The sequence below is a fragment of the Escherichia sp. MOD1-EC6021 genome (assembly GCF_002965245.1).
In the GTDB taxonomy this organism is placed as follows: domain Bacteria; phylum Pseudomonadota; class Gammaproteobacteria; order Enterobacterales; family Enterobacteriaceae; genus Escherichia; species Escherichia coli_F.
This window is the reverse complement of sequence record NZ_PTRU01000050.1, coordinates 1-15,202: the sequence shown is the minus strand read 5'-3', so window position 1 is coordinate 15,202 and position 15,202 is coordinate 1. Positions and strand designations below refer to the sequence as shown.

Below are 15,202 nucleotides of genomic sequence, written 5' to 3'. Positions count from 1 at the left end.
ACCTTAAGGAAACAACATGTTGGGTGGAGCGGACAATCCAAATGGTGAATTACCGTCTTATATCACTGGCGCTGACAAGTACGTGACAGAGTATTTTTTTTACTGTTCTTCAGTGATTTAAGGGTCGGTACAAAGACGCCCAGACGCATCAGCGCCACAGGCTGTACGGTGTTGTTATTGTTTGGTGTCAGTGTCACCAGTTCACCGGACGACTTATCCACCTCGCCGAACAGTTTTTTGATGTCTGAATTTTCGTTTTCCAGAAAGCCTCCTGCCTGTGGACAGTAAAAGAATAAACAGAAAATCGGATGTCAGAACCCCGCTAACTGACTGAAGAAAAATTTGCAGCCTGTATTTAACAGCTGAGTCTGGCGTACTGACCATAGTTTATGTCATTAACTTACTGCAGTATATGCATTACTTAATACAGCTTATCATTAACTTGTTACAGTTTATCATTAACATGCCACAGCTTATGTGATCGTGCTCCCGGACCATTAATGACAAGGTTTACAGCGATATGGGGATCTTTAATGGATCCTTTGTTGATCATTCATGGATCTGTTTACTGGATCGAGCCTCCGGATATGTGGATAAATCATTCCAGAAAAACAACGTACACTACCGATTATGAAGGCTTCAGGGCGTACCTGCTCACTGTAACTACAGATATATTGCGCTTCCTCGCCGGTTCGCGGGCTTCGCCCGGTCACCGGTCTGCGGCGAGCACTGTTTTTTCTGAAGTCTGTCTTTACAGGTAATTTTCGACTCAATCTGCCGTACTTCCTGAACATACGGTCATATCCGAAGTACACTTCATATGTTTGTTTCAATGGCAAAGGTGCATACAGACTGACTCCATGAATATCCTGACAACTGATATCACTTAATTTACCGACAGTCTTAAGACTAATCGTCAGAGTCCTGATAGTTACGGATCTTCCTTTTCCCCCACAACAACGCCACCTTCTGTCAGCACAACATATAGTGCTTAATTTAGATGCTAATGACACTATATATTGTGTCTCCTTCATTCCCTGTGGGCCCGTTCACAACGACAGAAAAGGGTGCAAGAGCCAAGACGCAACCGTGTTACACTTCCGGAAAGTTGTTATAAGACAGAAAATCGGATCTCACCGGAACGGCCATTCGTTAATTTAATAATGTGTCTATATGTCTGATTATTATCAGTGGAGTGATGATTGCGGTAGGAGAAAGTCATTAGAGTGACAGATGTAGAGGTATGTGCAGCTGATTATGCTGCACATCATAATTACCATTGGTGACTTTTTACTAAGGAACTAAATGCGCGCATCAATAGTTCATGTCTGGAATTATCTGACACGTTGTGGTCATAAATTCCTATGGTTAAAAATAAACCCTGTACCGCCAGGATATACCGGTTCGGTATATACACATCAGTTTGCAATTTACAGCGCGTCGGGTCGTATTCTGGCCACGCTTGATGTGCACAGACAACAATGGGTGTGTTCAGGCTTCACTCCCAACTGTCTACCCACTGATAAAAATCCGGTCATGCTGAACCGCCCCGGGTTTCCTGGAGAGTATTTTATCTGTGAACTCAGGCTGCCAGATCATTATTTCCGATGGAAGCATAATAAGCTTTTTCTGCTTCTGCCGGAGGAGTATGGCCCAGCCTTTCCAGCAATCGTCGATTGTTATACCAGTCCACCCACGTTAGTGTGGCCAGTTCCACTTCTGCACGGTTTTTCCAGCTCTTACGGTGTATTACCTCCGCTTTGTAAAGACCATTGATGCTCTCCGCCATCGCGTTGTCATACGAGTCGCCTGTACTTCCTGTTGATGCCAGTAATCCGGCTTCCTTAAGCCGCTGTGTGTAGGCCAGCGATACATACTGAGAACCTTTATCACTGTGATGGACCGTGCCGGACGGTCGACGGGCCCATAACGCCTGCTCCAGTGCATCCAGCACGAATGTCGTTTCCATGGACGATGAGACCCGCCATCCCACGATGTATCCGGCGAACACATCAATGATGAACGCCACATAAACGAAGCCCTGCCATGTGCTTACCCAGGTAAAATCAGCCACCCACAACTGGTCTGGACGTTCTGCCACGAACTGACGGTTTACGCGGTCGCATGCGGCAACGGCTTTCCGGCTGACGGTAGTGCGGACCTTTTTACCCCGGAGAACACCGGCAAGTCCCATAACTGCCATGAGACGTGCCACAGTGCATCTGGCCACTCTGATACCTTCCCGTAACAACTGACGCCAGACTTTACGCACACCGTATACCTGGTGATTTTCATCGTATACGCGCTGTATCTCTTTCTTCAGCCAGTCATCGTGCTGCGCACGGGCACTGCGTTTATCCGGATGATGTCGCTGTTGCTGACAATGGTAATACGTTGACGGGGCAATATGCAGTTCGCTGCATACCGGTCTGACCCCGTACTGCTCACGCAGCTTATCCAGCAGTGGCATCATTTTTTCCAGAGGCGGTCGAACTCCGCCTTCGCAAAATAAGCGGAAGCCTGGCGAAGGATATCGTTACTGCGGCGCAGTTCACGATTTTCACGCTCCAGCTCTTTCAGGTATCAACGCCACTCTGAGAGAGTTTTATGCATCCCGTATTGGGCACTATGATGCCGGAAATCTGCGAGGCTCGACACCTCTCTGATTTTCCCCTTTATTTATCACGGTGCCCCAGATCTAATGTTGGGGATGCGTTCATCTCATTCCCAATGAGTAATCGCACTGTTCTCATTGTCTGCAGGCATCCGGACAGAGCCATGTGATGTTGCACTCACAACCAGCATGACTTCAATGCAACTTAAGTGACACCGGCCGGTTTTATACCGAACATACCCTGTACCATGCGGTGCATTTTTGCCAGTGTTACTGCCTGACATGCTTTCATCAGACGCAGGTTCTCTCTCATATCCTCTGATTTACTCCGGTAAGGTGATGATCATATCTTTATTTGATAGCACGGTAATGCCAGATAAATACAGACACAATGGTAAATAATATAGTTGCAAATAATGCCGCCATAATCAGCGCGATTGCGACACCTGTTTTCGATACCAGCGGCACCAGCAAAGCGCACAGTCCATAGCCAAGTGTGTGACTGGTAGCGAGCCAGCCCGCGCCTGCGCCATCAGCCAGCTTATCATTCAGTAGAAGTTGATAAGCGGGTGTTGCCAGAGCAGCTCCAAATGACAGCACTGCACAGCCCGGGTAAAACAACCATAGCTGTTCGGAGAGCATGATAGCCAGACCACCACTCATCAACACTCCGGCACTCAGGAGCAGGGCCACCGGAGTCAGGCGCTGCGGACGGAGTACCCCGAACTGCGCGATAAGCGCAGCTACTGCGGACAGACCCAACAGCCAGGCCACCTGTTGGCTAATGGCGGTGGTATCCGTGGCGAACTGGCGAGTAAGGGCAGGCGAAAGTCCAAGCTGCATCATGCTCACCGCCGCAGCCAGTAATATTGCGCAAAGCAGATAAGGCAGACAATCCCGCTTCAGACTGACGCTCTTGCGCTCCGGTGTGGGCTGTGGTGGTGTGCCGGGCAACCGCAGCAGCATCAGCAGCGCCAGCACTGGGGCTGCCATCAGCAGCCCCAGTGGCGCCAGAGGATGAATGGCCAGCATTGCTGCCGCGCACAGCGGCCCGAATAGCCTGCCGCAACTCAGGCCGGAGCTGATGGTTGCCAGAGCGGCCATGCGATTCCCTTCTCCTGCTCTCTGCAATGCCCAGACCTGACAGGCTGGCACCATTGCCGACACGGTCAGCCCGTAGGCGATCCGGGCGATGATTAATATTCCCAGTCCCACCGCTGTTGTTATGGCGCTGGTAGCCATCAGCACGCTTCCCAGCCCTAGCAGGGTAAAGCTTATGCCATATCCTCCCAGAGCCCACAACACCACAGGTTTACTGCCAGTACGGGAAATTTGCTTTCCCCACCACGGGGACGATGGCAGAAACAGCATTGAGCCAAGCATCAGCAGGGCAGCCCATACAGACAGACTCAGATTTGTCTGTATGACCAGAACAGGGAGCACAACCAGCAGACCGTTCTGCCCGATACCGAGAAGCCCGGCACTGAACGCAAGTGGCCAGCAGGACAGTGGTTTTTGGGGCGTATCTTCGATCCCAGGTGACATTTTAATGTTTCAACTCCATGTATTAATTGTGTTTATTTGTAAAATTAATTCATCTGACAATAACATTTCTTATTGATAATGAGAATCATTATTGACATAATTGTTATTATTTTACTGTGTGGGAGCTGTTTGACTATGACCCTGCCCTCTGAAAAACCAGCCACAGATGTGGCTGCGCAGTGCTTCCTGAATGCACTGATTCGTGAAACCACAGACTGGAAACTGACAGAATACCCGCCAGACGAATTGATCATCCCGCTGGATGAGCAGAAATCGCTCCATTTCAGAGTGGCTTATTTCTCCCCAACCCAGCATCACCGCTTTGCATTTCCTGCACGTCTGGTCACGGCATCAGGCAGTTATCCTGTCGACTTTACCACTCTCTCCCGGCTTATTATTGATAAGCTACGGCATCAACTGTTTCTGCCCGTTCCCCTCTGCGAAACTTTCCACCAGCGCGTGCTGGAAAGCCACGCCCATACGCAACAGGCAATTGATGCCCGTCATGACTGGACCGCCCTGCGTGAAAAAGCGTTGAATTTTGGCGAAGCTGAGCAGGCGCTGCTGACAGGACACGCTTTCCACCCTGCGCCTAAGTCTCATGAACCGTTTAACCGGCGGGAGGCTGAACGCTACCTGCCTGATATGGCACCCCACTTCCCACTGCGGTGGTTTTCGGTGGATAAAACGCAAATCGCCGGTGAAAGTTTGCATCTCAACCTTCAACAGCGGCTGACGCGATTTGCCGCAGAGAATGCGCCTCAGTTACTCAACGAATTAAGTGACAACCAATGGCTGTTCCCGTTGCACCCGTGGCAGGGGGAATATCTTTTGCAGCAGGGGTGGTGCCAGGCACTTGTTGCTAAAGGGCTGATTAAAGACTTAGGTGAGGCCGGCACGTCGTGGCTGCCGACCACCTCTTCCCGTTCCCTCTACTGTGCCACCAGCCGCGATATGATCAAGTTCTCCCTGAGCGTACGGCTGACCAACTCCATCCGTACTCTGTCCGTGAAAGAAGTGAAGCGTGGGATGCGCCTGGCACGCCTGGCTCAAACCGACGGCTGGCAGATGCTACAGGTCCGCTTCCCGACTTTCCGGGTAATGCAGGAGGATGGCTGGGCCGGGCTGCTCGATCTTAACGGCAACATCATGCAGGAAAGTCTGTTTGCCCTGCGTGAAAATCTGCTGGTGGATCAGCCGAAAAGCCAGACCAACGTACTGGTCTCCCTGACTCAGGCCGCACCTGATGGCGGTGATTCGCTGCTGGTTTCGGCGGTAAAACGCCTGAGCGATCGCCTCGGTATCACTGTGCAACAGGCCGCCCATGCATGGGTCGATGCATACTGTCAGCAAGTGCTAAAGCCGCTGTTTACGGCTGAAGCGGATTACGGCCTGGTGCTGCTGGCGCATCAGCAAAATATTCTTGTCCAGATGCTTGGGGATCTGCCGGTCGGATTTATTTACCGTGACTGTCAGGGCAGCGCTTTTATGCCTCACGCGACAGACTGGCTCGATTCTATTGGCGAGGCGCAGGCGGAAAATATTTTCACCCATGAGCAGTTGCTGCGCTATTTCCCTTATTACCTGCTGGTTAACTCCACTTTTGCTGTGACCGCTGCGCTGGGGGCTGCCGGGCTGGACAGCGAATCGAATCTGATGGCTCGTGTACGAGCATCGCTGGCTGAAGTGCGTGATCAGGTGACTCATAAAACCTGTCTCAACTACGTGCTGGAAAGTCCGTACTGGAACGTAAAAGGTAACTTTTTCTGTTATCTGAACGATCATAACGAGAACACCATTGTTGACCCTTCGGTGATCTATTTCGATTTCGCTAACCCGCTGCAGGCTCAGGAGGTCTGAATGTCTGAGGCAAACATTATTCACAGCAGATATGGACTGCGCTGTGAAAAACTCGACAAGCCCCTGAATCTTGGCTGGGGACTGGACAATAGCGCGGTGTTGCACTGTCCCGGGGAGCTGCCGACAGGGTGGCTGTGCGATGCGCTGGATCAGATATTTATCGCCGCACCACAACTGTCAGCAGTGGCTCTCCCCTGGGCCGAATGGTGTGAGGAGCCACAGGCGCTGACGCTTTTTGGGCAGGTAAAAAGCGACATTATCCATCGTACCGCCTTCTGGCAGTTACCGTTATGGTTGAGTTCACCGGCAAACCGGGCCTCCGGTGAAATGGTTTTTGATGCAGAGCGTGAGATTTATTTCCCGCAGCGCCCACCCCGTCCGCAGGGTGAGGTTTACCGCCGTTACGATCCACGTATTCGCAGGATGCTGAGTTTCCGCATTGCCGATCCCGTTTCTGATGCAGAACGTTTCACCCGCTGGATGAATGATCCGCGCGTTGAGTATTTCTGGGAGCAAAGTGGCTCACTGGAGGTACAGACCGCCTATCTGGAGCGCCAGCTCACCGGTAAACATGCATTTCCGCTGATTGGGTGCTTCGACGATCGGCCATTCAGCTATTTTGAAATCTACTGGGCGGCGGAAGACCGCATTGGTCGTCACTATTCGTGGCAGCCCTTTGACCGTGGCCTGCATCTGCTGGTTGGTGAACAGCAATGGCGCGGGGCCCACTATGTGCAAAGCTGGCTGCGCGGGCTGACACATTACCTGCTGCTGGATGAGCCCCGTACGCAGCGCACAGTACTGGAGCCACGCACCGATAACCAGCGCCTGTTCCGCCATCTTGAGCCTGCGGGATACCGGACAATTAAAGAGTTCGACTTCCCACATAAGCGCTCGCGCATGGTGATGGCGGATCGTCATCACTTCTTCACGGAGGTCGGTCTGTAATGAATCACAAGGACTGGGATTTTGTTAACCGTCGGCTGGTGGCAAAAATGTTGTCTGAGATGGAGTATGAGCAGGTTTTCCACGCGGAATCTCAGGGCGATGACCACTACTGCATTAACCTGCCGGGAGCACAATGGCGCTTCATCGCTGAACGTGGTATCTGGGGCTGGCTGTGGATTGATGCCCAAACGTTGCGCTGCACGGACGAACCAGTACTGGCGCAGACGCTGCTGATGCAGCTAAAGCCGGTGCTGTCAATGAGTGATGCCACTGTTGCAGAGCATATGCAGGATTTGTATGCCACGCTACTGGGCGACCTGCAACTGCTGAAGGCCCGTCGCGGACTGAGTGCCAGTGACCTGATTAATCTTGATGCCGATCGTCTGCAATGCCTGCTGAGCGGTCATCCTAAATTCGTTTTTAATAAAGGTCGCCGTGGCTGGGGCAAAGAGGCGCTGGAACGATATGCGCCAGAGTATGCCAACACCTTCAGACTGCACTGGCTGGCGGTAAAACGTGAACATATGATCTGGCGCTGCGACAACGATCTGGATATTCAGCAGTTGTTGACTGCCGCAATGGATCCGCAGGAGTTTACACGCTTCAGTCAGGTCTGGCAGGAAAACGGGCTGGATCACAACTGGCTGCCGCTGCCGGTACATCCGTGGCAGTGGCAGCAAAAAATCGCCACCGACTTCATCGCTGATTTTGCCGAAGGCAGGATGGTGTCTCTCGGCGAGTTTGGCGACCAGTGGCTCGCCCAGCAGTCGCTGCGTACCCTGACCAACGCCAGCCGCCGGGGAGGGCTGGATATCAAGCTGCCGCTGACCATCTACAACACCTCATGCTACCGGGGGATCCCTGGCAGATATATCGCTGCCGGACCACTGGCTTCACGCTGGCTGCAACAGGTTTTTGCGACCGACGCCACCCTGGTGCAAAGCGGCGCAGTGATCCTTGGTGAACCGGCTGCAGGCTATGTGTCCCATGAAGGCTATGCCGCGCTTGCCCGGGCTCCCTATCGCTACCAGGAAATGCTTGGTGTTATCTGGCGGGAGAATCCGTGCCGCTGGCTGAAACCGGATGAAAGTCCGGTTCTGATGGCAACACTGATGGAGTGCGACGAAAACAATCAGCCGCTGGCAGGCGCATATATCGACCGCTCCGGACTGGACGCTGAAACCTGGCTTACGCAATTGTTCCGGGTGGTTGTGGTTCCGCTGTATCACCTGCTTTGCCGCTACGGTGTCGCGCTTATTGCACACGGACAAAATATAACGCTCGCCATGAAAGAGGGGGTACCACAGCGTGTTCTGCTGAAAGACTTCCAGGGCGATATGCGGTTGGTGAAAGAAGCGTTTCCCGAAATGGACTCTTTGCCTCAGGAGGTGCGTGATGTCACATCCCGTCTGAGTGCGGACTACTTAATCCATGATTTGCAGACGGGTCACTTCGTGACAGTACTGCGTTTTATTTCGCCACTGATGGTTCGTCTTGGCGTACCTGAAAGGCGATTTTATCAACTGCTGGCAGCAGTGTTGAGTGATTACATGAACAAACATCCACAAATGTCAGAGCGTTTTGCGCTTTTCTCACTCTTCAGGCCACAAATCATTCGCGTGGTGCTGAACCCGGTAAAACTGACCTGGCCGGACCAGGATGGCGGCAGTCGCATGCTGCCGAATTACCTTGAGAATCTGCAAAATCCGCTGTGGCTGGTAACTCAGGAATATGAATCATGAAAAAAAGTGTCGATTTTATTGGTGTCGGGACAGGGCCATTTAATCTCAGTATTGCTGCATTGTCACATCAGATCGAAGAACTGAACTGTCTCTTCTTTGACGAACATCCTCATTTTTCCTGGCATCCGGGTATGCTGGTACCGGATTGTCATATGCAGACTGTCTTTCTGAAAGATCTGGTCAGTGCAGTTGCACCTACAAATCCCTACAGCTTTGTTAACTATCTGGTGAAGCACAAAAAGTTCTATCGCTTCCTTACAAGCAGACTACGTACAGTATCCCGTGAAGAGTTTTCTGACTATCTCCGCTGGGCTGCTGAAGATATGAATAACCTGTATTTCAGTCATACCGTTGAAAATATTGATTTCGACAAAAAAAGTCGATTGTTTCTGGTTCAGACCAGTCGGGGAGAATATTTTGCCCGCAATATCTGCCTTGGTACAGGAAAACAACCTTATTTACCACCCTGTGTGAAGCATGTGACACAATCCTGTTTCCATGCCAGTGAAATGAATCTTCGTCGGCCGGACCTGAGTGGAAAACGGATAACTGTGGTTGGTGGAGGACAGAGTGGTGCAGACCTGTTCCTTAATGCATTACGCGGGGAATGGGGAGAAGCGGCGGAAATAAACTGGGTCTCACGGCGTAATAATTTTAACGCACTGGATGAGGCTGCTTTTGCTGATGAGTATTTTACACCTGAATATATTTCAGGCTTCTCCGGACTGAAGGAAGATATTCGCCATCAGTTACTGGATGAGCAGAAAATGACATCGGATGGCATCACTGCCGATTCTTTACTGACCATTTATCGTGAGTTGTACCACCGTTTTGAAGTTCTGAGAAAACCAAGAAATATCCGTCTGCTACCCAGCCGCTCGGTAACAACTCTGGAAAGTAGTGGTCCGGGCTGGAAGTTATTGATGGAACATCATCTGGATCGGGGCAGAGAGAGCCTGGAAAGTGATGTGGTGATTTTCGCCACAGGTTACCGTTCTGCATTGCCACAAATACTTCCCTCACTGATGCCCTTGATCACCATGCACGATAAGAACACCTTTAAAGTGCGTGATGACTTCACTCTGGAATGGAGTGGCCCGAAAGAAAATAACATCTTTGCGGTCAACGCCAGCATGCAAACTCATGGCATCGCCGAACCCCAGCTCAGCCTGATGGCCTGGAGATCTGCACGTATTCTTAATCGCGTACTGGGGCGTGATTTATTCGATCTCAGTATGCCGCCCGCACTGATTCAGTGGCGCAGCGGCAGCCGGAAAAAACCGCAGCCGGAGGCTGCTTCTTTAACTCACTATACAACAAATATTCAGGAATAACGATGATGCGCAAAAAGTATATGCCCCGGGCTCTTGGTCCGCTGCTTCTTGTCGTGTTGTCACCAGCTGTCGCCCAGCAAAACGATGATAATGAGATCATAGTGTCTGCCAGCCGCAGCAATCGAACTGTAGCGGAGATGGCGCAAACCACCTGGGTTATCGAAAATGCCGAACTGGAGCAGCAGATTCAGGGCGGTAAAGAGCTGAAAGACGCACTGGCTCAGTTAATCCCCGGCCTTGATGTCAGCAGCCAGAGCCGAACCAACTACGGTATGAACATGCGTGGCCGCCCGCTGGTTGTCCTGATTGACGGTGTGCGCCTCAACTCTTCACGTTCCGACAGCCGACAACTGGACTCTGTCGATCCTTTTAATATCGACCATATTGAAGTGATCTCCGGCGCGACGGCCCTGTACGGTGGCGGGAGTACCGGAGGGTTGATAAACATCGTGACCAAAAAAGGCCAGCCGGAAACCATGATGGAGTTTGAGGCTGGCACAAAAAGTGGCTTTAACAGCAGTAAAGATCACGATGAGCGCATTGCCGGTGCTGTCTCCGGCGGAAATGACCATATCTCCGGACGTCTTTCCGTGGCATATCAGAAATTTGGCGGCTGGTTTGACGGTAACGGCGATGCCACCCTGCTTGATAACACCCAGACCGGCCTGCAGCACTCCAATCGGCTGGACATCATGGGAACCGGTACGCTGAACATCGATGAATCCCGGCAGCTTCAACTGATAACGCAGTACTATAAAAGTCAGGGGGACGACAATTACGGGCTTAATCTCGGGAAAGGCTTTTCCGCCATCAGCGGGAGCAGCACACCATACGTCAGTAAGGGGCTGAATTCTGACCGCATTCCCGGCACTGAGCGGCATTTGATCAGCCTGCAGTACTCTGACAGTGATTTCCTGAGACAGGAACTGGTCGGTCAGGTTTACTACCGCGATGAGTCGTTGCGGTTCTACCCGTTCCCGACGGTAAATGCGAATAAACAGGCGACGGCTTTCTCCTCGTCACAGCAGGATACCGACCAGTACGGCATGAAACTGACTCTGAACAGCCAACTGATGGACGGCTGGCAAATCACCTGGGGGCTGGATGCTGAGCATGAGCGCTTTACCTCCAACCAGATGTTCTTCGATCTGGCTCAGGCAAGTGCTTCCGGAGGGCTGAACAACCATAAGATTTACACCACCGGGCGCTATCCGTCATATGACATCACCAATCTGGCGGCCTTCCTGCAATCCAGCTATGACATTAATGATATTTTTACCGTCAGCGGTGGCGTACGCTATCAGTATACTGAGAACAGGGTAGATGATTTTATCGACTACACGCAGCAACAGAAGATTGCTGCCGGGAAGGCGATATCTGCCGACGCCATTCCTGGTGGTTCGGTAGATTACGATAACTTTCTGTTCAATGCTGGTCTGCTGATGCACATCACCGAACGTCAGCAGGCATGGTTCAATTTTTCCCAGGGGGTGGCATTGCCGGATCCGGGGAAATATTATGGTCGCGGCATCTATGGTGCAGCAGTGAACGGCCATCTTCCCCTGACAAAGAGCGTGAACGTCAGCGACAGTAAGCTGGAAGGCGTGAAAGTCGATTCTTATGAACTGGGCTGGCGCTTTACCGGTGACAACCTGCGGACTCAAATCGCAGCATATTACTCGCTTTCCAATAAGAGCGTGGAAAGGAATAAAGATCTGACCATCAGTGTGAAGGACGACAGGCGCCGTATTTACGGCGTGGAAGGTGCGGTGGACTACCAGATCCCGGATACTGACTGGAGTACCGGTGTGAACTTCAATGTGCTGAAAACCGAGTCGAAAGTGAACGGTCAATGGCAAAAATATGACGTGAAGGAATCAAGTCCATCGAAAGCGACAGCTTACATTAGCTGGGCGCCGGAACCGTGGAGTCTGCGTGTGCAGAGCACCACTTCTTTCGACGTAAGCGATGCAGAGGGTAACGATATTAATGGTTACACTACCGTCGATTTTATCAGTAGTTGGCTGCTTCCGGTGGGAACACTCAGCTTCAGCGTTGAGAACCTCTTCGACCGTGACTATACCACTGTCTGGGGACAGCGTGCACCTCTGTACTACAGCCCGGGTTACGGCCCTGCTTCACTGTACGACTACAAAGGCCGGGGCCGAACCTTTGGTCTGAACTACTCAGTGCTGTTCTGACGGGGATTCTTTTGTAACAAGGGTATGCTGTAAACAACATGGTCCTTGGTGGCCATGTTGTTTACAGCCAGTATAATATACAGCCTTAACAAGATATTCCGTCTCCGGAATGGACTGTTCACCACTGAATGAACCGCCCCGGGTTTCCTGGAGAGTGTTTTATCTGTGAACTCAGGCTGCCAGATCATTGTTTCCGATGGAAGCATAATAAGCTTTTTCTGCTTCTGCCGGAGGAGTATGGCCCAGCCTTCCCAGCAATCGTCGATTGTTATACCAGTCCACCCACGTTAGTGTGGCCAGTTCCACTTCTGTCCGGTTTTTCCAGCTCTTACGGTGTATTACCTCCGCTTTGTAAAGACCATTGATGCTCTCCGCCATCGCGTTGTCATACGAGTCGCCTGTACTTCCTGTTGATGCCAGTAATCCGGCTTCCTTAAGCCGCTGTGTGTAGGCCAGCGATACATACTGAGAACCTTTATCACTGTGATGGACCGTGCCGGACGGTCGACGGGCCCATAACGCCTGCTCCAGTGCATCCAGCACGAATGTCGTTTCCATGGACGATGAGACCCGCCATCCCACGATGTATCCGGCGAACACATCAATGATGAACGCCACATAAACGAAGCCCTGCCATGTGCTTACCCAGGTAAAATCAGCCACCCACAACTGGTCTGGACGTTCTGCCACGAACTGACGGTTTACGCGGTCGCATGCGGCAACGGCTTTCCGGCTGACGGTAGTGCGGACCTTTTTACCCCGGAGAACACCGGCAAGTCCCATAACTGCCATGAGACGTGCCACAGTGCATCTGGCCACTCTGATACCTTCCCGTAACAACTGACGCCAGACTTTACGCACACCGTATACCTGGTGATTTTCATCGTATACGCGCTGTATCTCTTTCTTCAGCCAGTCATCGTGCTGCGCACGGGCACTGCGTTTATCCGGATGATGTCGCTGTTGCTGACAATGGTAATACGTTGACGGGGCAATATGCAGTTCGCTGCATACCGGTCTGACCCCGTACTGCTCACGCAGCTTATCCAGCAGTGGCATCATTTTTTCCAGAGGCGGTCGAACTCCGCCTTCGCAAAATAAGCGGAAGCCTGGCGAAGGATATCGTTACTGCAGCGCAGTTCACGATTTTCACGTTCCAGCTCTTTCAGACGCTGACGTTCAGCGCTGGTGAGCCCACCATCACCGCCCCCGGTATCCCGCTCATGCTGGCGAACCCAGACACGCAGAGTCTCCGGCGTACAGCCAATCTTTGGGGCAATGGAACAAATTGCCGCCCACTGTGAGTCATATTCGCCCTGACTTTCCAGAACCATACGAACTGCGCGTTGACGGACTTCGGGGGAAAAACGAGTATTTTTAGTCATCCTGTTTACCTCTTTCTCAGGGAGTTTAGTCTCCAGGATTTCCGGGGCGGTTCATGCTTTCGTGCGGTATACCTCTGGATAAAAACATCGCATCACATTACGCCAAGCATGGATACTGAATAAATCTAATCCTGGAATGAGCACAGACAAATGCCAGGCGGGATTTCAGGAGATTCAGTGAGGTATAAATGGGAAAAATGAAAGAACTGCTGTTTGAAATTCAGGAAGAACGCACTGATGAATGGATTGCGGAAAATTACACGGATGCTGAGGAAGGAACTCCTGAATGGGATGCGGCAGCACAGGAATACAGCTGGTTTCAGGACTGGATGGAAGAGGCGGCTGAGCAGCAATATTTTGAGGCTTCGCTTGCAGTATTCCTGACCGTCTGCAGGATGCAAAAGATGAATTGTTTGAGTTAGAGAACCTGATGCAGTTCAACCAACCGGGAATTGTGGAGCGAATGGCTTACGTTCATTGTGTGAGTGTGTTGGACAGTTTTCTGATGTACAGCGCAAGGGCACTTCTTAATCATCCTCCACATTTGCAGCGATTTCTGCAGGTAGCTGATTCGCTGATTGCTAATAAGGAAGACAGAAGAAAATTACGTGCTTCCAAATGGGTCGAGCAGGAACCGGATACAGCCACTCCTGAGAAGGTTTATACCTGGCGAGCTCAGTCTCTTGTGGCGAAGAAAACGTTTCAGAGCCACAAAGTGATAGATCGGTATTTTTCAACGATGCTGGCAACACCGCATGAGTGGCCTTTGTAGGAACTTGAGAGGGTAATCAAGGTCCGAAACGCACTGGTACACCGTGATGGAGTTACCGAATCTCTTGAACCCGTGTATATCAGTTCGGGGAGTGTGCAGAATGCTATCTGCACGGTACGAGCATTTATTACCGCGGCGGCTGAAACCCTTCTGCAGGAAGATGCGCTATACAGGACGGATGATGGCACGTTCTGAAATTACCGCAGCGACACCATCCATAAGCCTCCTCTTCACTGAGGGATATGTCGATGGTTCATGATGAACTGCCAAAATACCTGCTGGTCACTCTGAAGCAGCGGACAGAAAAAGCAGCCAGGACGGCAGGAAGAACGCCAGCCGGGCAGTAGACTCACCGGCTGGTTCCGCTCTCCGACTCTTGGTACGTCAGCCAGCTGCAGACGATGGTGGCCACACTGAAAATCCCCATGGAACGGCGTAATAAACGGACAGGCAGGAGAGAGAAAGCGCGGATCTGGGAAGTGACGGACAGAACGGTCAGGGCCTGGATTGGGGAAGCGGTTACCGCTGACGGTGTGACGTTATCTGTCCCGGTCACGCCACATACGTTCCGCCATTCCTATGCGATGCACATGCTGTATGTCGGTATACCGCTGAAGGTCCTGCAGAGCCTGATGGGGCATAAGTCCATCAGTTCAACGGAGGTCTACACGAAGGTATTTGCACTGGATGTGGCTGCACGGCACCGGGTGCAGTTTTCGATGCTTGAGTCCGATGCGGTGTCTATGCTCAAAAGAATTCCTTAAGCTCTGACTTTTTTAAATCCCTTTCGGATATCTCATG

General features: G+C 51.6%; 9 protein-coding genes, 3 pseudogenes and 2 other annotated features. Of the genes and pseudogenes, 9 read left to right on the top strand and 3 right to left on the bottom strand.

Features of this window, described 5'->3' with window-relative positions:
• Window positions 1-78 precede the first annotated feature (78 nt).
• Window positions 79-288 (top strand): annotated as a pseudogene (locus tag BEB54_RS29765) (hypothetical protein); the annotation flags it as partial.
• A 1,294-nt stretch (window positions 289-1,582) separates the two neighbouring features.
• Here BEB54_RS29765 and BEB54_RS26525 read toward each other — a convergent pair.
• Window positions 1,583-2,580: pseudogene (locus BEB54_RS26525) on the bottom strand (IS3 family transposase); the annotation flags it as partial.
• Window positions 2,399-2,515 (bottom strand) — a sequence feature (AL1L pseudoknot). Its footprint overlaps the pseudogene before it by 117 nt.
• Before the next feature lie 385 nt (window positions 2,581-2,965).
• On the bottom strand, window positions 2,966-4,159 hold the full coding sequence (locus tag BEB54_RS26520; protein ID WP_000074481.1) for an MFS transporter: 1,194 nt from the start codon (window positions 4,157-4,159) through the stop codon (window positions 2,966-2,968).
• 135 nt (window positions 4,160-4,294) lie between these two features.
• On the opposite strand from BEB54_RS26520, the gene iucA reads away from it, so the two are divergent.
• Genes iucA through iutA form a run of 5 tightly spaced genes read left to right on the top strand, consistent with a single transcriptional unit; the run spans window position 4,295 to window position 12,244 of the window.
• Complete coding sequence (gene iucA, locus BEB54_RS26515; protein ID WP_001299620.1) at window positions 4,295-6,019, top strand: aerobactin synthase IucA; 1,725 nt, start codon at window positions 4,295-4,297, stop codon at window positions 6,017-6,019.
• The gene (gene iucB / locus BEB54_RS26510; protein WP_001287497.1) at window positions 6,020-6,967 is read left to right on the top strand and encodes a N(6)-hydroxylysine O-acetyltransferase IucB; all 948 of its coding nucleotides are present in this window, start codon (window positions 6,020-6,022) and stop codon (window positions 6,965-6,967) included.
• The gene (iucC, locus tag BEB54_RS26505; RefSeq protein ID WP_001015709.1) at window positions 6,967-8,709 is read left to right on the top strand and encodes an NIS family aerobactin synthetase IucC; all 1,743 of its coding nucleotides are present in this window, start codon (window positions 6,967-6,969) and stop codon (window positions 8,707-8,709) included. Before iucB ends, iucC begins: the two co-directional genes overlap by 1 nt.
• Window positions 8,706-10,043, top strand: coding sequence for an NADPH-dependent L-lysine N(6)-monooxygenase IucD (gene iucD, locus BEB54_RS26500; RefSeq protein WP_000750141.1), 1,338 nt, complete (start codon window positions 8,706-8,708; stop codon window positions 10,041-10,043). Before iucC ends, iucD begins: the two co-directional genes overlap by 4 nt.
• A 5-nt stretch (window positions 10,044-10,048) precedes the next feature.
• Complete coding sequence (gene iutA / locus BEB54_RS26495; RefSeq protein ID WP_148724811.1) at window positions 10,049-12,244, top strand: ferric aerobactin receptor IutA; 2,196 nt, start codon at window positions 10,049-10,051, stop codon at window positions 12,242-12,244.
• A 171-nt stretch (window positions 12,245-12,415) separates the two neighbouring features.
• Here iutA and BEB54_RS26485 read toward each other — a convergent pair.
• Window positions 12,416-13,629 (bottom strand): IS3 family transposase gene (locus BEB54_RS26485; RefSeq protein WP_441006694.1). Its coding sequence is split into 2 segments (ribosomal slippage): window positions 12,416-13,341 and window positions 13,341-13,629, totalling 1,215 coding nucleotides; the frame shifts between segments, so codons are not numbered across the junction.
• Window positions 13,232-13,348, bottom strand: a sequence feature (AL1L pseudoknot). Its footprint overlaps the gene before it by 117 nt.
• 197 nt (window positions 13,630-13,826) lie before the next feature.
• Between BEB54_RS26485 and BEB54_RS29560 the strand changes: the two genes are divergently transcribed.
• From BEB54_RS29560 to BEB54_RS26475, 3 genes and pseudogenes are all read left to right on the top strand, one after another.
• Window positions 13,827-14,051: a hypothetical protein gene (locus BEB54_RS29560; RefSeq protein WP_225403482.1), complete on the top strand. Its 225-nt coding sequence runs from the start codon at window positions 13,827-13,829 to the stop codon at window positions 14,049-14,051.
• Window positions 14,039-14,401 (top strand): hypothetical protein, encoded by a 363-nt coding sequence (locus BEB54_RS29555; protein ID WP_225403483.1) that lies wholly within the window; start codon window positions 14,039-14,041, stop codon window positions 14,399-14,401. Before BEB54_RS29560 ends, BEB54_RS29555 begins: the two co-directional genes overlap by 13 nt.
• A gap of 221 nt (window positions 14,402-14,622) precedes the next feature.
• Window positions 14,623-15,165, top strand: a pseudogene (locus BEB54_RS26475) (tyrosine-type recombinase/integrase); the annotation flags it as partial.
• Window positions 15,166-15,202 lie beyond the last annotated feature (37 nt).